At 68.2% G+C, this 19,104-nt stretch carries 17 protein-coding genes and 2 tRNA genes; 15 read left to right on the forward strand and 4 right to left on the reverse strand.

Annotated features, from left to right (window positions below; translation table 11 throughout):
* The first annotated feature begins 46 nt into the window (after positions 1-46).
* Complete coding sequence (locus tag OSC27_RS07920) at positions 47-535, forward strand: ribose-5-phosphate isomerase (protein ID WP_267180896.1); 489 nt, start codon at positions 47-49, stop codon at positions 533-535.
* Between the two features lie 15 nt (positions 536-550).
* Positions 551-1,528 (forward strand): Fpg/Nei family DNA glycosylase, encoded by a 978-nt coding sequence (locus tag OSC27_RS07925; RefSeq protein ID WP_267180897.1) that lies wholly within the window; start codon positions 551-553, stop codon positions 1,526-1,528.
* A gap of 15 nt (positions 1,529-1,543) precedes the next feature.
* Here the strand turns inward: OSC27_RS07925 and OSC27_RS07930 are convergent, their stop codons facing one another.
* Positions 1,544-2,029, reverse strand: coding sequence for a Dps family protein (locus tag OSC27_RS07930; RefSeq protein ID WP_267180898.1), 486 nt, complete (start codon positions 2,027-2,029; stop codon positions 1,544-1,546).
* A 210-nt stretch (positions 2,030-2,239) separates the two neighbouring features.
* Here OSC27_RS07930 and OSC27_RS07935 point away from each other — a divergent pair, with 210 nt between their 5' ends.
* The 3 genes from OSC27_RS07935 (at position 2,240) to OSC27_RS07945 (ending at position 6,009) form a co-directional block, all read left to right on the forward strand.
* A complete protein-coding gene (locus tag OSC27_RS07935; protein ID WP_267180899.1) occupies positions 2,240-3,814 on the forward strand; it encodes a multicopper oxidase family protein in 1,575 nt (524 codons plus the stop codon).
* Positions 3,804-5,213, forward strand: coding sequence for a sensor histidine kinase (locus OSC27_RS07940; protein ID WP_267180900.1), 1,410 nt, complete (start codon positions 3,804-3,806; stop codon positions 5,211-5,213). Before OSC27_RS07935 ends, OSC27_RS07940 begins: the two co-directional genes overlap by 11 nt.
* A 127-nt stretch (positions 5,214-5,340) precedes the next feature.
* A complete protein-coding gene (locus OSC27_RS07945; protein WP_267180901.1) occupies positions 5,341-6,009 on the forward strand; it encodes a response regulator in 669 nt (222 codons plus the stop codon).
* Positions 6,010-6,030: 21 nt separating this feature from the next.
* Here OSC27_RS07945 and OSC27_RS07950 read toward each other — a convergent pair whose 3' ends face one another.
* Positions 6,031-9,249 (reverse strand): SCO7613 C-terminal domain-containing membrane protein, encoded by a 3,219-nt coding sequence (locus tag OSC27_RS07950; RefSeq protein WP_267180902.1) that lies wholly within the window; start codon positions 9,247-9,249, stop codon positions 6,031-6,033.
* Positions 9,250-9,385: 136 nt separating this feature from the next.
* Here OSC27_RS07950 and OSC27_RS07955 point away from each other — a divergent pair, with 136 nt between their 5' ends.
* Positions 9,386-9,787 (forward strand): low affinity iron permease family protein, encoded by a 402-nt coding sequence (locus OSC27_RS07955; protein ID WP_267180903.1) that lies wholly within the window; start codon positions 9,386-9,388, stop codon positions 9,785-9,787.
* Entirely contained in the window at positions 9,774-10,331 is a 558-nt protein-coding gene (locus OSC27_RS07960; RefSeq protein WP_267180904.1) for a DUF421 domain-containing protein, read from the forward strand. Before OSC27_RS07955 ends, OSC27_RS07960 begins: the two co-directional genes overlap by 14 nt.
* Positions 10,332-10,462: 131 nt before the next feature.
* Here the strand turns inward: OSC27_RS07960 and OSC27_RS07965 are convergent.
* Positions 10,463-10,533: transfer RNA gene (locus OSC27_RS07965), tRNA-Gly, on the reverse strand.
* A gap of 124 nt (positions 10,534-10,657) precedes the next feature.
* Between OSC27_RS07965 and OSC27_RS07970 the strand changes: the two genes are divergently transcribed.
* From OSC27_RS07970 to clpX, 6 genes are all read left to right on the forward strand, one after another.
* Positions 10,658-10,735, forward strand: a tRNA-Pro gene (locus OSC27_RS07970).
* Positions 10,736-10,784: 49 nt separating this feature from the next.
* Positions 10,785-12,239 (forward strand): trigger factor, encoded by a 1,455-nt coding sequence (gene tig, locus OSC27_RS07975; protein ID WP_267180905.1) that lies wholly within the window; start codon positions 10,785-10,787, stop codon positions 12,237-12,239.
* 264 nt (positions 12,240-12,503) lie between these two features.
* Positions 12,504-13,094: an ATP-dependent Clp protease proteolytic subunit gene (locus tag OSC27_RS07980; protein ID WP_267180906.1), complete on the forward strand. Its 591-nt coding sequence runs from the start codon at positions 12,504-12,506 to the stop codon at positions 13,092-13,094.
* Positions 13,095-13,120: 26 nt separating this feature from the next.
* Positions 13,121-13,786: an ATP-dependent Clp protease proteolytic subunit gene (locus OSC27_RS07985; RefSeq protein WP_267180907.1), complete on the forward strand. Its 666-nt coding sequence runs from the start codon at positions 13,121-13,123 to the stop codon at positions 13,784-13,786.
* 10 nt (positions 13,787-13,796) lie between these two features.
* The gene (locus OSC27_RS07990; protein ID WP_267180908.1) at positions 13,797-14,543 is read left to right on the forward strand and encodes an AAA family ATPase; all 747 of its coding nucleotides are present in this window, start codon (positions 13,797-13,799) and stop codon (positions 14,541-14,543) included.
* Positions 14,544-14,657: 114 nt separating this feature from the next.
* On the forward strand, positions 14,658-15,932 hold the full coding sequence (gene clpX, locus OSC27_RS07995; protein ID WP_267180909.1) for an ATP-dependent Clp protease ATP-binding subunit ClpX: 1,275 nt from the start codon (positions 14,658-14,660) through the stop codon (positions 15,930-15,932).
* A 162-nt stretch (positions 15,933-16,094) separates the two neighbouring features.
* Here clpX and OSC27_RS08000 read toward each other — a convergent pair whose 3' ends face one another.
* A complete protein-coding gene (locus OSC27_RS08000; RefSeq protein ID WP_267180910.1) occupies positions 16,095-18,140 on the reverse strand; it encodes a M3 family metallopeptidase in 2,046 nt (681 codons plus the stop codon).
* Positions 18,141-18,246: 106 nt separating this feature from the next.
* Here OSC27_RS08000 and OSC27_RS08005 point away from each other — a divergent pair, with 106 nt between their 5' ends.
* Positions 18,247-18,846 carry an ArsR/SmtB family transcription factor gene (locus tag OSC27_RS08005; protein ID WP_267180911.1) on the forward strand — a complete coding sequence of 200 codons (600 nt, stop codon included), beginning with the start codon at positions 18,247-18,249 and terminating at the stop codon, positions 18,844-18,846.
* Positions 18,846-19,070 (forward strand): hypothetical protein, encoded by a 225-nt coding sequence (locus tag OSC27_RS08010; RefSeq protein ID WP_267180912.1) that lies wholly within the window; start codon positions 18,846-18,848, stop codon positions 19,068-19,070. The genes OSC27_RS08005 and OSC27_RS08010 overlap by 1 nt, the downstream gene beginning before the upstream one ends.
* Positions 19,071-19,104 lie beyond the last annotated feature (34 nt).

Below are 19,104 nucleotides of genomic sequence, written 5' to 3' on the forward strand. Positions count from 1 at the left end.
GCCCGCGCATCCGCTCTGCCTGCGCGCTCTCAATAGAATCGACACCATGCGCATTCACATTGCCACCGACCATGCCGGGCTGGAGTTCAGCAGGCACCTCATCGCCCACCTGAGCGCGGCAGGACATGAGGTCGTCGACCACGGGCCGGCGCAGTACGACCCGCAAGACGACTACCCGGCGTTCTGCATCAACGCGGCGCAGGCGGTCGTGCGCGACCAGCAGGCGGGCGTGCAGGCGCTCGGCGTGGTCTTCGGCGGTTCGGGCAACGGCGAGCAGATCGCGGCGAACAAGGTGACGGGCGTGCGCGCGGCCCTCGTGTGGAACCTGAGCACGGCCCTTCTCGCTCGCCAGCACAACGATGCGAATGTCATCTCCATCGGCGCCCGCCAGCACACGGTCGATGAGGCGACGGGATTCATCGACGCGTTCATCGCCGAGCCCTTCTCACAAGAGGAGAGGCACGCCCGCCGCATCGCGCAGCTCGCCGAGTACGAGGCCACCGGCGACATTGCCGGCAAAGGCGTCGACCACTGATCGGCGGCAACGCGCATGCCTGAAGGCCACTCGGTTCACCGAATCGCCCGCCAGTTCGCCCGCAACTTCGTCGGCGAGACGGTTGCCGTTTCGTCGCCGCAGGGCCGCTTCGCCGAGGGTGCGGCCCAGCTCGACGGCCGCGAGATGACGGATGCGCGTGCGGTCGGCAAGCAGATGTTCCTCGAGTTCACGGGCGGTCTGTGGCTGCGCGTGCATCTCGGCCTGTACGGCGCGTGGGATTTCGCGGGCGAGATCACGACGGATGCCACGATCCGCTCGGCAGGCGGGCGCATGGGGCAGACGAACCAGCGCGGCACGAGTCTCGATGATGCGGATGGCGAGGACTCCGTGCGTTCCATCGGTGCGCCGCGCAGGGCACGCCTGCGCATGGCCGAGTCGGAGAAGGAAGACGACAGTGACTTCGTGTTCCCGCCGGAGCCGGTGGGGCAGGTGCGTGTGCGGCTGCTGACCGACACGGCCGTGGCCGACCTGCGCGGGCCGACGGCGTGCGAGGTCATTCTCGCCGAGCAGGTTCAGGCCACGGTCGACAGGCTCGGCCCCGACCCGCTGAACGACGATTCGCCCGAGGCGGGGGAGCGGTTCGTCGCCGCGGTGCGGCGCAAGCCCACCCCCATCGGCCTGCTGCTCATGGACCAGTCGGTCGTGAGCGGCATCGGCAACGTGTATCGGGCCGAGCTGCTCTACCGCTCACGGTTGAACCCGCACACTCCCGGCAAGCAGGTGCCGGCGGAGACCGCCGCAGCGCTGTGGGAGGACTGGGCGTATCTGCTGGGGCTCGGCGTGGCCACGGGCCAGATGATGACAATGGACGGCCTCGACGACGACTCCTACGCGAAAGCGATGTCGAGTCGCGCCGACCGGCACTGGGTGTACAAGCGCGAGGGGCTGCCGTGCCGCGTGTGCGGCACGAACATCGCGCTCGAGACCATAGGCGCCCGCAAGCTCTACTGGTGCCCCACCTGCCAGGCCTAACGCCGGCGCCCCTTACTACTCGCTGATGTGCGCCGCGAGGAACCACCGGTCCTTGTCGAGTCCGCGCGCGATCTCGATCGCCACGTCCTGACTCGTCTGGTCGAGCTCATCGAGCTCGGCGACGGCGGTGTTGACGCTCGCGAGCGCCGCATCCAGCTGGGCGATGACCTCGACGATCGTGTCCTGGTACGGCCGGAAGCCTGCTGTCAGCGGCTGGGTGGTGGTCTTCTCGGCAACCGTGTGCAGGCGGGCGTCGATGGGCAGGCCCAGGGCGATGATGCGCTCGGCGGCGACGTCGGCCCACTCCTGGGCGTGGTCGACGATGGTGTCGAGAAGCTCGTGCACGCCGATGAAGTTGGCGCCGCGCACATGCCAGTGCGCCTGCTTGCCGTTGACGACGAGAGCGGTCAGGTCGATGACGACCGGGCTGAGGAACTGCGCGACGCCGGCGGCCACATCAGGGTTCGAGACGCTCTTCGGGGTGGATACGGTGCTGGTCATGACAGGATCCCTTCGCTCTCTTGAAGCTCAACCGTACGCGTCGCCCGCTATTCCGCAAGCAAGCTGAGGCTGCGCTCACCCGCCCGCCGCCGCTGGTCGAGCAACCCGCCGCGCGGGCGTATCGAGACCTCGCCCGTTCGGGATAACCCCCTCCCCGATTCGGATGCTCCCCGGCTACGGCCGCGCTCCCGCCGCCGCGAGGCTTGAACCATGCTCGAACGACACGCGCCCCGGCGGCCACGCGCCACCCTCGCCGCGGCCTCGGTCGCCGTCCTGGCGACCGCATCCATCGCCCTTGCCCTGGCGGGCTGCGGTTCAGTGTTCGGCGGCGGCACGATGAACACCGCCGGCAAGGTTCACTTCGACACTCCGTTACCGATTCCACCGGTGGCGAAGGCGACGACGGATGCCGCTGGCGAGCGCGTCTTCACCCTGGCCGCCTCGGCCGGCAGCACCGAGTTCCGCCCGGGCGAGCGCACGACCACGTGGGGGTACAACGGCTCGTACCTGGGGCCGACGATCGTCGCGAACCGGGGCGATGCGGTGCGAGTGGACGTGACGAACCGGCTCACCGTGCCCACGACCGTGCATTGGCACGGCATGCACCTGCCCGCCGCGATGGATGGCGGCCCGCACCAGATGGTGTCGCCGGGTGAGACGTGGTCGCCGCACTGGAGAATCGACCAGCCGGCCGCGACACTCTGGTACCACCCGCACCCGCACGGCGAGACGCTGCACCAGGTGACCATGGGTCTTGCCGGCATGGTGATCCTGCACGACGAGGCCGAGGAGGCGCTGAACCTGCCGCGCGAGTACGGCGTCGACGACATCCCGGTCATCGTGCAGGACCGCCGCTTCGACGACGGCGGCCAGTTCACGAACAGCACGAGCGGGTTCATCGGCCCCATCGGCGACACCGTTCTCGTCAACGGCGCGATCGGCGCCTACCTGCCCGTCACGACCGACGTGGTGCGACTGCGGCTCCTGAACGCGTCTGCCGCCCGCATCTACGACTTCGGCTTCAGCGACCACCGCTCGTTCGAGCTCATCGGCACCGACGGCGGGTTGCTTGCCGCGCCGGCCGCCATGACCGGCATCCGTCTCTCACCGGGGGAGCGCGCCGAGGTGCTGGTGCGCATGGAGCCCGGTGAGCGCGTCACCCTGCGCTCGACACCGCCGAAGCTCGGCGTGCCGGATTCGGTCGCCACCATGAACGCGGGCCGCGACACACTCGACATCATGCAACTGCGTGCCGCGGATTCCCTGACCAGTCTCGGCCCCATGCCCACCGAGCTGGTACCGATGGCGCGCTGGGACGCGGCAGACGCATCCGTGACCTGCACCTTCGACATGCACGGAACCCGCATCAACGACCAGAGGATGCAGATGGACCGCATCGATCAGACGGTCGTGGTCGACACGCTCGAGAAATGGGTCGTGACCAACAGCCAGAACGAGCCGCACAGCTTTCATGTGCACGACACGCAGTTCCAGGTCGCGAGCGTCGGTGGCGCCCCGCCGCCACCCGAGCTCGCGGGGTGGAAGGACACCGTCTACCTGGCGCCCGAGACTGCGTACGTTCTGCTGCTGCGCTTCAGCGACTACACCGACCGCAACATCCCGTACATGTACCACTGCCACCTGCTGCGGCACGAGGACGGCGGCATGATGGGCCAGTTCGTCGTCGTGAAGGCCGGCCAGAAGGCCGGAACCCCGCCCGAAGACAGCACCGAAGACCGAAGCGGCTACGGCCCGAGAGAGAACGAGACGAACCATGAGCACTGAATCCCACGCCACGTCTGCCACGCTTGAACATGTGAGCGAACCCACGGATGCCGCCGCGGCCGGCCGCGCCGGTACCGCATCCCGCCGATTCGGCTACGGCCGGCTCTGGGCGGGCGTGCCCCGCGAGCTGGGCTTCCTGCTCCTGGGGCTGCCTGTCGCGATCACCGGCTTCGTCGTGCTCAACGCCGTGTTCTGGGGCGGGATCGGTACGGCCGTGATCTACGTCGGGCTGTTCCTGCTCGTCGCCGCCCTGTACATCGCCCGCGGGTTCGGCACTCTCGAACTCGTGCGCCTGGGCTGGGCGGGCCGAGGAGCGATCGTGCGACCAGCCTGGCGGCCGGAGGGGAGGCCGGCCGGTTTCCTGCGCGCCACCTTCGGCCCGTTCGTGAACGGCCACTACTGGCTGTACCTTCTGCACAGTTACGTCATCAATCCGATCGTCGGCACGGTCACGTGGGTCGTCTCCGTCGTCTGGCTGGCAAGCGGGCTCGGCGGGGTCACGTACTGGTTCTGGGGGCGGTTCCTGCCAGCTGACGACCAGAACGTGTGGTTGCACAGCGTCGTGCTGGGGTTCTTCTTCCCCGGCTACCGCACCGGCGGTGACCCGCTCGCAGGCGAGGCAGTCTTCCTACTCGTCGTCGGGCTCCTCTTCCTGGCGACGCTCCCGTTCGTCACGCGCGGGCTGACGTTGCTGCACGCGGTCATCGCGCGCGGAGTTCTCGGCGCCTGGCGCTCGGAGGCCCTGCAACGCGAGGTCGCCGACCTGAGCGCCTCACGCGGCGCGGCCGTGCTCGCCGAGGACTACTCACTGCGGCGCCTGGAGCGTGACATCCACGACGGCCCGCAGCAGCGGCTGGTGCGCCTTCAGATGGATCTCGCCACCCTTGAGCGCAAGCTCGATTCCGACCCGGATGCCGCCCGCTCGCTCGCGGTCGAGGCCCGCACGCGGGCTCACGACACGCTCGAGGAGCTGCGCGCGCTCTCCCGCGGCTTCGCCCCGCCGATCCTTCAGGATCGTGGGTTGGTCGCCGCACTGGAATCGCTCGCGGCTCTCAGCACCGCGCCCGTCACGGTCGAGATCGATCTGGGCGACGCATCCCAGCTTCCTGGGGAAGTCGAGCGCAGCGTCTACTACCTGGCGGCCGAGCTGCTCACGAACGTGTCGAAGCACTCGGGGGCGACGGCCGCCCGGCTCGTTGCGAGGGTTCGACCCGAGCCGACGACGGGCGGTCGGGTGCTGGAGGTGTGGGTGACCGACAACGGCGCCGGCGGCGCTCGTGTGACCGGCGGCCACGGACTCAGCGGCCTCGACGAGCGCGTACGCGGCCTGCGTGGGACACTCGTTCTCGACAGCCCGGCAGGTGGCCCGACCAGCATCGGCGCCGTCATCCCGCTCTGATGTGAACGCGGGTTGAGGAGCAGCCGAAGGCGGCGTCTCGAAACCCATCCGGCTATAGGGCAGGGCTTCGAGACGCCGCTTCGCGGCTCCTCACCCCGCAGCCGCCGTCTCCCGTAGCCTTGTCTGCATGCCCGAGACTGCGCCTGCCGACCGCCCGCTCCGCATCGTGATCGCGGATGACTCCGTGCTGCTGCGCGAGGGGCTCGTACGGCTGTTCGACGAGGCGGGCTTCGAGACGGTGGGTGCGTTCGGCGACGCCGAGAGCCTGTTCGCCGAGATCGACGAGCTCGCCCCGGATCTGGCCGTGCTCGACGTGCGCATGCCTCCGTCGTACCGCGACGAGGGGGTGCAGGCCGCGCTCGCCCTGCGACGGCGAATGCCGCGGCTCGGAATCCTTCTCCTCAGCCTGTATGTCGAGGGAACGTACGCGCACGAGCTTCTGGCGGCGGGGCAGGGCGGCATGGGCTACCTGCTGAAAGACCGCGTCGCGTCGCTCGACGACCTCACGGATGCGGTCACCCGCATCGCTGCCGGCGGCACGGTGCTCGACCCACAGGTCGTGCGCGAGCTGCTCGGGCGCCAGTCCAACCCGCTCGCGGCCCTCACCCCGCGCGAACGCGAGGTGCTCGAGCTCATGGCTGAGGGCCGCACCAACGCGGGCATCGCCGAGCGGCTCGTGATCGGGGTGGGTGCGGTCGAGAAGAACGTGACCTCCATCTTCCAGAAGCTCGGCCTGCAGGACTCGGGCTCCGACCACCGTCGCGTTCTGGCGGTGCTCGCCTGGCTGCAGCGCTGAGAACAGCACCCTCGGGCGCCCTCATCGCAGCTGCGCGAGGCCGATCGCGAGAGTCTTCATGTCTCGAATGCGCCGCTCGTACGTGGCGGCGAGCGCGATGAGCAGTACCCCACCGATGCCGAGCCACACCCACCAGTCGACCGAGGCGTAGAGCGCGGCGATCCAGGGCCACAGCTGGGCTACCGCGTGCACGAGCAGCACCGCGGCACCGAGAATGAGCGGCGCCTGCAGGCGACGCGCGGCACCGACGACCACGGCGAGCACCGCAACGACACCCAGCCCGACCACGCGCCACAACTCGTTCGCGCCGATGTCTGCGGCGAGCGACGGCACCAGCAGTACGGCGCAGGCCGGCCCCAGCTGGCTCCAGCTTCGCGCGCTGTCTCGAACGGCGAGTCGATAGGCCCCGGCAGCGCCGAGTGCGATCCCGACGGGCACCGTCACGAGTTCGAGCGGATGCGCGTTGCCGCCCGCGAGCGCAAGCACGCCGACGATCACCATCGACCCCAGCGCGAGCCACCCGATGCGCCGAGTGAGCGGAAGTGTGCCGGCCGATGCCGCGCCCACGTACACCGCGCCGAGCACCGCGAGGGTGACGAAAGCGCGCAGTGACGCGTTCGGGGCGGCCAGGACCGCGGCCGTCTCGACGCTCGCAAGGCTCGTGACGGCCACGGCGACCAGCGCCTCGGCAGCCCAGGCGGGGCGCTGGTCGCGGGCTGACCACAGACTCGCCGCGACGACGGTGACGAGCACCGCGGGAATGGCCCATACCTCGGCGGCGAGGGGGCCAGGCGACGAGCCCTGCAGCCCAGAGAACCCACGGATCACGCCCGCGCCGAGCGCAGCCGCTGTGCCGGTGATGGCGAGTACGGGTGGCAGTCGAATACCCGCGACAACCGCCGGCGACATCGGGGCAGCGATCAACGCCAGTGCACCGCAGGCGAGCAGGACGGCGGGCCGAATGGCGGCGCCCGTCTCGACGGAGAGGAGGCCAGGGCCGACGATGAGCGCCAGCGCCGTGGCCGCCAGGGCGGTTGCAGCCGCCCGCCGCTCTCGATGACCGCCCGAGCGAACGCCGACGGTGAGCGCGATCACGCCGATCCCCAGCGCCCCCGGCAGCGTGAACGGCTCCGGCGCGCTCGAATGCCCCTGAGCCAAAGCCGCCGCCAGTGCGGCGATGGCGAGCGGCGCCCCGAGCCAGGCGAGTCGCCTCAGCCGGCGTGCTCGGCCGAGCGCGGCGGTGGCGAGCAGCGGGAGCGGGGCGAGCAGCATGAGGGCCACCGGCAGCTCGGCGCCGGCCCTGGCGCAGGCGAACACGAGCACGGCGAACGAGGCGAGTGCCGTCGACGACCACCACACGGCGCGCGCGAGAGCATCGATGCGCAACGCCGTGATGGCGAGCGCAGCTGCTGCCGAGAGCACGCACGCGAGCGGCGCGAGAGCGGCGAGCGCGAGCGAAGTGTGCAGGAGCGCGCCGCCAAGCAGGGAGAAGAAGGCGACGAGCGCGAGTGGCGCAGTCGCAGCAGCAATCCGTCGCCACGCCTCGGCACGTGGGCGCCTCGACGATGCCGCGAGCAGGCTCACGAGGGCCGTTGCACCGAACACCGCCGCTGTCGGCCCGGTCTGCAGAACGCTGCCGCTGGCGAGTACGGCGCACACGATCAACGCCGATCCCACGATGCGTGCGGCGGACACTCGCCCGAGCAGCGTCAGCGTGGCGCCCGCACCGATCGCACCGATCAGGATCGCCAGCATCCCGGCCCAGTTCGGCCCGCGCTCGCCAAGTGCGTCGCTCACGAATTCCTCGAAAGGCGAGAATTCGAGAGGGCCCGAGGGGGCTGCCAGCGTGAGGAAATAGGAGGCGATCGCGCGGGACACCGAGGCGAGAAGCGTGAGCGCGGCGACGGCGGCGATCGGCCACAGCGACACGCGGACCGCTTCTTCAAGACGGGGGCGACCGGCCAGGCGCGTCAACCACGCGGCGGTCACCATCAGCAGGGCGGCGGCGGCCGCGATGGGCAGCCAGGCCGCCGCGGCGGTGTCGGCGAGCCCGGTGGCCGCAACGGTGGCCGCAACTGTGGCCGCGAGCGCCGTAGCGAGCCCCGCTCCGACCGAAGAGGCGCGACGCCACCCCGTCGCTTCACGCCGGCCCTCAGGCGGCCCCGCGGCGGCGAGAACATGGCTTGCCCATACGACAGCCGTGATGAGGAGCAGGGCCGCTCTCGTCCACCCGCTCAGGTCGAAATCGAGTGCGGCCAGCGGCAGCGCGAGCGTGAGCGCGGCAAGCCCCATCGCTCGCAGAAGGGACGGAGCGAGGCGCCCGCGAACGAGAGGTGCAATGAGACAGAACGCGCCCGCGGCGACGAAACCGGCCCACGCGGCGAGCATGGTGTTCAACGGCCAGAGCGCGCCGAACACGAGAAACATGACTCCCGTCGGGCACAGCGCAGACCACGCCAGCTCCAGCACTCTGATTCTGGAACTGGTCGCCGCGAGGGCGCTCACCGCCCCGATAACGAGCAGGCCACCACCAGTGAACGTCGTCGCATCAACGCGGTCGCTGCCGAAGGCGCCGCTGCCCCGCACCTGCCACACATCGAGCAGCAGCAGGATGACGGCCACCGCGGCGAGGGCCTCCGCCGTGCCGGGCAGCCGGCGCCCGCGCAGCAGCATCGCCAGCGCGAGCACGAGTGCGGCGGCGAGAGCGGTCAGCTCGGCGAGCGCCTCGGCGGTCGCGCTCACGATGGCGATGAAGAGGAAGAACGCGGCCGCCACTGAGACGAGCACCACGCCGAGAACGAGGAGGAGCACCTGCAGGCCCGACCGGCGCCGCACCGCGGTGGCCGCCGAAGCGGTCGCGCCAAGGGTAGGACGGGGCGCGTCTGCGGCGGCAGGGGGAGCGTCGGCGGCAGGGGGAGCGTCGGCGGCGGCAGGGGGAGCGTCGGCGGCAGGGGGAGCGTCGGCGGCTGCCGACGCCGGGTCGAGCCCGCGGCACGCGGCGAGCGCCTGCTCGCCGCGCATCCGCTCGATGGTGCGCTGACGGTGCTCTTCGAGCTGCACCAGCTGTACTCCGAGCGCGAGGAGCTCGGTTGCGGCGGGCGTGCGCAGGTCAAGACCGCAGACGGTGCATGCGGGCTCGGCGAGGCTCGCGAAGCAGGAGGGGCAGCGGTTCGTGTCGGCGAAGGCGGCAGGGCTGGCAGGCCACACACGCTGGTGCCGCGGCACACGGGAGTCGGTCATGCAGAGACTCTGGCAGAGAGCGGGTGGTGGTCGGATCGGCGACGCGAGATCTGTGGAGAAGCGGGAGGAGCAGAGGGCAGGGCGGAGCGGAATCGACCGGGGTACCGTGCAAAGCACAAGAGAAAGGTGACGTCAGATGGCTGATGAGCCCACCATGCCGAGTGAGGTGTCCGAGCACGTCGGCGCGTTCGACAAGTTCGCGGAGGGCGCCTCAAAGCTCGCCAGCCGCGCCTGGTTCTTCTGCTTCTGCGTGCTGCTCGTGGTGCTGTGGGCGCCGTCGATCATCGTCATCAAGACGATTGACACGTGGCAACTCATCATCAACACGCTGACGACGATCGTGACCTTTCTGCTCGTGGCCCTGCTGCAGAACAGCCAGACCCGTTCCGACCTGGCGGTGCAGCACAAGCTGAACGCCATCGCGGACGCGCTGAGCGACCTCATGGAGCAGAAGGACCAGCCCAACGACGCGAACGAATTGCGCCGCGCGGTCGGTCTGGAGGAGCACGAGAGCACCAGCAACAATGCTGAGGGCTAGCGGCAGTCTCGACTGGCTCTGGGGCGTCGATTGGAAGACCGTCTTCATCCCCGACACGCCGCTTCTCGAGATCTTCGTTCGCGGAACGATCACCTACTTCGTCATCTACATGCTGCTGCGCTTCGTGCTGAAGCGGCAGACCAGCGGCGTCGAGATCACCGACGTGCTCGTCATTGTTCTCATAGCGGATGCTGCGCAGAACGCCATGGCGGGCGAGTACAAGTCGATCACTGACGGTGTGCTGCTCGTCGCCGTCATCATCGTGTGGGCGGCGGTGATGGCGATGCTGGGCTGGCGTTTCCCGGCCGTGGGGCGCATCCTGCACGCCAAGCCACTCCCGCTCATCAGGGACGGTGAGATGCTGCACAAGAACATGGCTCGCGAGTTCGTGACCGACGACGAGTTGATGAGCCAGCTGCGCATGCAGGGCATCGAAGAAGTCGGTGAGGTGGAGCGCGCCTTCATGGAGCCGGATGGCCAGATCAGCATCATCAAGCGCAAGAAGGGCGGCGAGGCACGCCGCAAACGCGGCCGCACCTTCTGACCGAGCCGGCGGTATCAACCGACGCGGGTTGCGAAACGGAACGCGCCTCCCGGTCGCCGAAAGTGCGTGTTCGCGACGAGATCTGCAGGAGGAACTCCCACGCTCGTCGCAAACTCCCGCTTTCGCCGCGGAGGGGATGACGGGAATCGAACCCGCGTAATCAGTTTGGAAGACTGAGGCTCTACCATTGAGCTACATCCCCGCAAGCGCCTCATCGGAGGCGTGCTGACCAATCCTATACATTAGACTTGCCAAGGTCATTTCGCCCCGGGCACGCGTCACGCGTTCGTCCTGGTGTCTGACCACGCGGGTTGTGGCAGTCGATTCGGGGCGTAGCTCAGCTTGGCTAGAGCGCCCGCTTTGGGAGCGGGAGGTCGCAGGTTCAAATCCTGTCGCCCCGACCAAGCCCATCCCGCATACGGGAAAGTCCAACAAGCAGGAGAACCCAACAACGTGAAGACCACGGTCGAGAAGCTCAGCCCCACGCGCGCAAAGCTCACCATTCTGGTGACGCCCGAGGAGCTGAAGCCGAGCATCACCCACGCCTACGGGCACATCGCCGAGCAGGTGAACATCCCGGGCTTCCGCAAGGGCAAGGTTCCGCCGCCCATCATCGACCAGCGTGTCGGTAAGGCCGCCGTGCTCGAGCACGCGGTCAACGAGGGGCTCGACGGCTTCTTCCGGCAGGCCGTCGACGAGCACGACCTGCGCCCGCTTGGCCGGCCCGAGGCCGACATCACCGAGTGGCCGAACGAGAAGGACTTCTCGGGCGACCTCACGGTCGTCGTCGAGGTCGACGTGCGCCCCGAGGTCACGCTGCCCGACTACTCCGCCATCGAGGTCACGGTCGACCCCATCGAGGTCACCGCGCTCGACGTGACCGACGAACTCGACCGCCTGCGCAGCCGCTTCGGCACGCTCGTCACGGTCGACCGGCCCGCCAAGACGGGCGACTTCGCCCAGATCGACCTGGTCGCCACCATCGGCGGCAACGAGGTCGACACCGCGAACAGCATCTCGTACGAGGTGGGCAGCGGCGACCTGATCGACGGCATCGACGAGGCCCTCGACTCGCTCAGCGCGGGCGAGACCACCACGTTCACGGCCCCGCTCATGGGCGGCGACCACGAGGGTGAAGACGCCGAGATCACCGTGACCGTCAGCGCCGTCAAGGAGCGCGAGCTTCCCGAGGCCGACGACGAGTTCGCCCAGATCGCCAGTGAGTTCGACACGATCGACGAGCTGCGCGACAGCCTGCGCGGCCAGGCGCAGCAGGCAAAGGCGCTCGAGCAGGCCAACGAGGCACGCAACAAGCTCGTTGACGCCCTTCTCGAGGCCGTCGAGATCCCCGTGCCCGAGCAGCTCGTCGAAGACGAGGTGCACCGCCACCTCGAGAGCGAGAACCGCCTCGAAGACGATGAGCACCGGGCCGAGGTGGCTGAGTCGAGCGAGAAGACGTTCCGCACTCAGATCCTGCTTGACGAGGTCGCGCAGGCCGAGGGTGTCCAGGTCAGCCAGGACGAGCTCACCCAATACCTCATTCAGGGCGCCTCGCAGTACGGCATGGAGCCGAACGAGTTCGTCAAGATCCTCAGCGAGAGCAACCAGATTCCGGCCATGGTCGGCGAGGTCGCGCGCAACAAGTCGCTGGCGATCCTGCTCGGCAAGGTCTCGGTCGTCGACACGGCGGGCAAGCCCGTCGACCTCTCCGACTTCATCGCGGTCGCCGACGAGAACGCTGCGCCTGAAGGCGACGGTTCCGAAAGCGACGACGCCGTGAGCGCCGACGCGAACGACGAGGCAGAAGCGGATGCTGCTGCCGCCAAGCCCGCGAAGAAGAAGGCCCCGGCCAAGAAGCCTGCCGCAAAGAAGCCTGCCGCCAAGAAGGCGACGAAGAAGGATTCGTAACGCGTAGCGAGTGACCTTCCGTCACATGAGGGGCCGGGCGCGAAGGCGCTCGGCCCCTCATGCATCCGTCTCAACGTCTCGCCACATTCCTCCCGCACACCCGAGTCGGGGCAGATCGTGGGTAGGGTGCGCTCGGACTGCAGATTTGGCCCGCCTCGTGGCGGGAGCGACGGCGGGGCCGATCTGCCCACGGCGAACATCACCGGCCCAGGTGCGCGGCCTCCGATAGATTCGAAACCAAGCGACAACGAAACGGAGCGACACATGGCCGAAGCGACACTGCAACCCAGTGTTTTTGACCGACTGCTGAAAGACCGCATCATCTGGCTGGGCTCCGAGGTGCGCGACGACAACGCCAACGAGATCGCGGCCAAGCTGCTGCTGCTCGCCGCGGAGGACCCGAAGCGCGACATCTCCCTGTACATCAACTCGCCCGGCGGCTCGATCACGGCAGGCATGGCCATTTACGACACCATGCAGTTCGTGCCGAACGACATCGTCACCGTCGGCATCGGGATGGCGGCCTCCATGGGCCAGCTGCTGCTGACGGCCGGCACGAAGGGCAAGCGGTTCATCACGCCGAATGCGCGTGTGCTGCTGCACCAGCCCCACGGCGGATTCGGCGGAACGGCCAGCGACATTCAGACGCAGGCGCAGCTGATTCTCGACATGAAGCGCAGGCTTGCCGAGATCACGGCGGCCCAGACCGGCAAGACCGTCGAGCAGATCAACGCCGACGGCGACCGCGACCGGTGGTTCAACGCCCAGGAGGCGCTCGAGTACGGGTTCGTCGACCATATCCGCGAGACGGCGCTCGACGTCGCCGAGGTCACCGCCGGCCAGGCCGGCAAATAGGCGCGAAGGACACAAGGAAGAACGACATGGAAACCCCCAACTTCACCGCCGCGCGAGCCCTTGCGACCCCCGGCGCCCGCTACATTCTGCCGAGCTTCGAGGAGCGCACGGCCTACGGCTACAAGCGGCAGGACCCGTACGCGAAGCTCTTCGAGGACCGCATCATCTTCCTCGGCGTGCAGGTCGACGACGCATCGGCCGACGACGTGATGGCGCAGCTGCTCGTGCTCGAGAGCCAGGATCCCGACCGCGACATCGTGATGTACATCAACTCGCCGGGCGGCTCGTTCACGGCGATGACGGCCATCTACGACACCATGCAGTACATTCGTCCGCACATTCAGACGGTCGTGCTCGGCCAGGCGGCCTCCGCTGCGGCGGTGCTCACGGCAGCCGGTACGCCCGGTAAGCGCCTCGCGCTGCCGAACGCGCGCATCCTGATTCACCAGCCCGCCGTCGGCGAGGCAGGGCAGGGCCAGGCGTCTGACATCGAGATCCAGGCGAACGAGATCATGCGCATGCGCACCTGGCTCGAGGAGACACTGTCGAAGCACTCCAACCGCAGCATCGAGCAGGTGAACAAGGACATCGACCGCGACAAGATCCTTGGCGCAGAAGAGGCTCTGGAGTACGGGCTGATCGACCAGGTGCTCACGAGCCGGAAGACGATTCCGGCGGCCATCACGAAGTAGGGCGCATCGCGTGGACGCGGCGGAAGACTGGCTGTACGACAGCCGGCCCATCCGCCGCGTTTCGCGTTTTCGGGACATCGAGCCGGACTTCTCGGCGTGGCCGGCGTCCATCCCAGCCGTGCGTCAGGTGCTCGACGAGGGTCTCGAGTTCCCTGCCGGTGTGACGTTCATCGTGGGGGAGAACGGCAGTGGCAAGTCGACGCTCGTCGAGGGCATCGCCGTCGCGGCTGGACTGCCGGCAGAGGGCGGCAGCAACCAGGGGTCGCATGCGACCCGCGCGAGCGAGTCGCCGCTCGGCGAGTGGCTGCGCGTCGAGCGCAGCCCATCCGGGCCCCGCTGGGGGTTCTTTCTGCGTGCCGAGACGATGCACGGCTACTACACATGGTTAGAGCAGTTGGGTGGCCCCGATCGGATGCTGCACGAGCTCAGTCACGGAGAGTCGTTCAATGCGCTCCTCGACGACAAGCTCGACCATCCGCTCTTCGTGGCAGGCCTCGCCTGCCTCGATGAGCCCGAGGCCGCGCTCTCGTTCACGTCGACGCTGAAGTGGCTCGCATCGTTGCAGCACATGGTGGACCGGGGAACGCAGGTGATCTGCGCGACGCACTCCCCGGTTCTCGCGTCGCTGCCGGGCGCGCGGATTCTCGAGGTGGGGGAGTGGGGTATCCGTCGCTCGGAATGGGAAGACCTGGAGCTGGTGCGCAACTGGCGGTTGTATCTGGAGGCGCCGGGTCGCTTCCTGCGCCATCTGCTGTGAGGGTGAATCGCCGGCCCACGGCACGCCGCAGCGTCATTCGCCGCGCCCTGCGACATGATGTCGGGAGCACAAGCTAGGCTCGTAGAAAGCGTTCTGTTCAGAAGGAGTGTGAGAGTGGCTCGCATAGGAGAAAGCGCGGACCTGCTCAAGTGTTCCTTCTGCGGAAAGAGCCAGAAGCAGGTGCAACAGCTCATCGCTGGGCCCGGCGTCTATATCTGCGACGAGTGCGTCGAGCTGTGCAACGAGATCATCGAGGAGCGCCTTGCCGAGTCCGGCGAAGAGGCGAACCACGAGTTCGACCTGCCGAAGCCGCGTGAGATCTTCGACTTCCTCGAGGAGTACGTGATCGGCCAGGAGCCCGCCAAGCGTGCTCTCGCCGTCGCCGTGTACAACCACTACAAGAGGGTGCGTGCACGCGCTGCGATCGGGCCGGCCGACGCCATCGACGATGTCGAGATCGCCAAGTCGAACATCCTGCTCATCGGGCCGACGGGCTGCGGCAAGACGTACCTGGCGCAGACGCTTGCCAAGCAGCTCAACGTTCCGTTCGCGGTCGCGGATGCGACGGCGCTCACCGAGGCAGGCTACGTCGGCGAAGACGTGGAGAACATTCTTCTGAAGCTGATCCAGGCCGCCGACTACGACGTCAAGCGGGCCGAGACCGGCATCATCTACATCGACGAGGTCGACAAGATCGCCCGCAAGGCCGAGAACCCGTCGATCACGCGGGATGTCTCCGGTGAGGGCGTGCAGCAGGCGCTGCTCAAGATCCTCGAGGGCACGGTCGCCTCCGTTCCTCCGCAGGGTGGGCGCAAGCATCCGCACCAGGAGTTCATTCAGATCGACACGACGAACGTTCTGTTCATCGTGGCCGGCGCCTTCGCGGGGCTCGAAGACATCATCTCGCAGCGCGCGGGCAAGAAGGGCATCGGCTTCGGCGCCCCGCTGCACGCGAAGAACGACGACATCAACCTGTTCAGCGAGGTTCTGCCTGAAGACCTGCACAAGTTCGGCCTGATCCCCGAGTTCATCGGGCGGCTTCCCGTCGTGACCACCGTGGCGCAGCTCGACCAGGTGGCACTCATGCAGATCCTCACCGAGCCGAAGAATGCGCTCGTGCGGCAGTACCAGCGCATGTTCGAACTCGACGGCGTCGAGCTCGAGTTCGAGCCGAATGCGCTCGAGGCCATCGCCGACCTCGCCGTGCTGCGCAAGACCGGCGCCCGCGGCCTGCGCGCCATCATGGAAGAAGTGCTCGGGCCCATCATGTTCGAGGTGCCCTCGAGCGACGAGGTTGCGCGCGTCGTCGTCACGCGTGAGTCCGTGCTCGAGAACGCGGCCCCCACCATCGTGCCGCACCGCCCCCGCCGCGCCGAGAAGTCCGCGTAGGCCGGGGTCTCGATACGGCGGCACTGCCGCCTACTCAGCAGCTTCATCCTGTTCGCGCGCCTCGCGGGACCCGATAGTGTCTGGCGGGGCCCGTTGTTTCGGGTCCCGCGAGGCGCTTTGGGGTCCCGGGACCGGAGGGCCGGTGCCCAGCGCCGACGGGGATCAGTCGGCGAGGCCGCGGCGCTTCAACAGAGGCTCGATCACCGCGTCGCGGCCGCGGAAGTCGCGGTACGCCTCCAGCGGGTCTTTCGAGCCACCGACGCCGAGCAGGCGGGTGCGGAACCGCTCGCCGTTCTCGCGCGTGAGCCCGCCGTTCTCGCGGAACCACTCGACCGTGTCGGCATCCAGCACCTCGCTCCAGATGTAGGAGTAGTAGCCGGCGTCGTAGCCGCCGGCGAAGGTGTGCTGGAAGTACGTGCTCGAGTACCGCGGCGGCACGGCGGGGTTGTCGAGTCCGACCGCCGCGAGCGCGCTCGACTCGAATGCGTCGACGTCGGTCACGGTGTCGTCGGCCGTGATGGAGTGCCACGCCTGGTCAAGCAGCGCCGCGCCCAGGTACTCGCTCGTCTTGAAGCCCTCATTGAACGCCTCCGACGCACGCAGCTTGTCGACCAGTTCCTGCGGCATCGGCTCGTTCGTGCGGTAGTGACGGGCGTAGTTCGCGAGAACGTCGGGCCACAGCATCCACATCTCATTCACCTGGCTCGGGAACTCCACGAAGTCGCGAAACACGTTCGTTCCCGCGAATTTCGGGTAGGTGACGTGGGCGAAGAGCCCGTGCAGCGCGTGGCCGAACTCGTGGAAGAGCGTGTTGACCTCGTCGTACGTGAGCAGGGTCGGCTCGCCCGCCGCCGGCTTGGGCACGTTGTGGTTGTTCACGACGACGGTGGGGGAGTCGAGCAGCGTCGACTGCGAGGTCAGCGGGTTCATCCATGCCCCACCGCGCTTCGAGTCGCGCGTGTACAGGTCGTACAGGAACAGGCCGAGGGCGCTGCCGTCTTCGTTGAAGACCTCGAAAACCCGCACGTCGGGGTGGTAGGCCGTCAGGTCGTGTCGCTCGGCGAAGGTCAGGCCATAGAGCTTGCTGGCGGCGAAGAAGACCCCGTCGTGCAACACGCGCTCGGCCTCGAAGTACGGCCGCATGGCGGCGGTGTCGACATCGTAGGCCGCCTTTCGCGCAGCCTCGGTGTAGTAGGCCCAGTCCCATGCCTGCACCTCGGAGTCGTGCCCGGCCGACTCTGCCTGGTGCTGCAGCTCCTGCTGTTCGGCGCGGGCGTTGCGCGCGGCGGGCACAGCAAGACGGCCGAGCATGTCGGCGACCGCCTGCGGATTCTTTGCGGTCTCATCCGCCGTCACGTACTCGGCGTGGGTGGCGAAGCCGAGCAGCCGCGCCCGTTCGGCGCGAAGCCGGGTGATCTCGAGCACCACCTGCCGGTTGTCGTGCTCATTGCCGCGAGCCGAGCGTGAGCGTGAGGCGGCCATTACGCGCTGCCTGAGATCGCGGTTCGTGAGAGAAGCGAGAAGCGGATGCCCCGTCGGCAGCACCAGCGTGATGAGGTACTTGCCGTCGAGCCCTCGACCGCGGGCGGCCTCGGCAGCCGCCGAGACCTGCCCGTCATCGAGGCCGTCGAGCTGCGAAACGTCGTCCACGACGACCGCGAGATCGTTGGTGTCGGCGAGCAGGTTCTTGTCGAAGCGGGTCGTCAGGCTCGACAGCGCCTCGTTGATCTCGCGCAGTCGTCGGGCACCCTCGTCGTCTAGCCCGGCGCCAGCGAGGGTGAACTCCGTGTGGTACCTCTCGAGCAAATATCGCGATTCAGGGTCGAGGTCGAGTGCGTCGCGCTGGTCGTACACGCTTTCGATGCGCGCGTAGAGGTCGCGGTTCAGCGTGATGGCATCCTGGTGCGCGGCCAGCCGCGGCGCGATCTTCTCTTCGAGTGCATTGGTGAAGTCGGTCGAATCGGCCGAGCTCTTGTTGAAGAACACCTCCGCCACGCGCAGTAACGTCTGCCCGCTGCGTTCCAGCGGCAACAGCGTGTTCTCGAACGAGGCCGGCTCGGAGTTCGCAGTGATTGCGTCGATCTCGGCAAGCTGCTCGGCGAAGCCACGCTCGAAGGCGGGCTCATAGTGCTCGTCGGCGATCTCGGCGAACGGGGGCAGCTGGTACGGGAGCGGGCTCGGAGTGAAGAAGGGGTTCGTTTCGGCCATGCCTCAAGCCTAGGGCGGCATGCGCGCGGTGCAAACACCCCGTTGCAAACCAGCTGTTGCAAAGAACCAGTTGCAAAGGATCCTTTGCAACTGTAACATTGGTGTTATGGAAGAGGAGTACACGCCCAAGGCGGATCGCAACATCGACCTTGAGTCGCTCAAGGCGCTGGCGCATCCGCTTCGCGTGCAGATCGTCGACGTTCTCGCGCAGTATGGGCCGCACACCGCCAGTGGTCTGGCGGCCCGACTGGGGGAGTCGAGCGGCGCCACCAGCTACCACCTGCGCCAGCTGGCCAAGCACGACTTCGTGCGCGAAATCGTCGGCCGCGGCACATCCCGCGAGCGCTGGTGGGAACGGACGCCGGGCGGCCTCAACCTCGATGCCCGCACGCTCGCCGATACCGAGGCGGCCCGTGCTGCCGCCACCATGGTGGTGCGGCAGTGGCAGCAGACACGCGAGCAGCAGCTGAACGCGTTTCTCGACCGGGGCCTCGATGTGCTGCCTGGCGCATGGATGGATGCGTCGGTCATCTCGACCTCGAACGTGCGGGTGACGGCCGAGCAGCTGCACGAATTCACCGAGCAATGGCAGCGCCATGTTGATGCATTCGCCGAGAAGCATCGCGGGCAGAACCCCACCGGGTCGCGGCCCGTGCAGATCCAGTTCAACGCCTTTCCCCTCATCGACGGCCAGGAGACCCCCTGATGACGACAGTGACCATACGGATGACGGGCCGCCGCCGGCGCCCCAGCCCCTTCGAGGCCGCGGTGGCCCGCGTCGGCCTCGCCCTCGTACGCTGGGCCGGCCACAGGGCGGAGCGCCGCGCCGAGGCCGCGAACCGGCCGCGCCTCAGCGCGGCAGCGCGCTCCGCGGCGATAGACATGCAGCGTGAGAGGTCGCTACGCGCCTACGGATTCGGGCCGCGCTAAGCGCGCGAGCTATCGAGCTATCGAGCTATCGAGC

This window comes from Microbacterium sp. STN6, from assembly GCF_026410545.1.
GTDB lineage: Bacteria > Actinomycetota > Actinomycetes > Actinomycetales > Microbacteriaceae > Root112D2.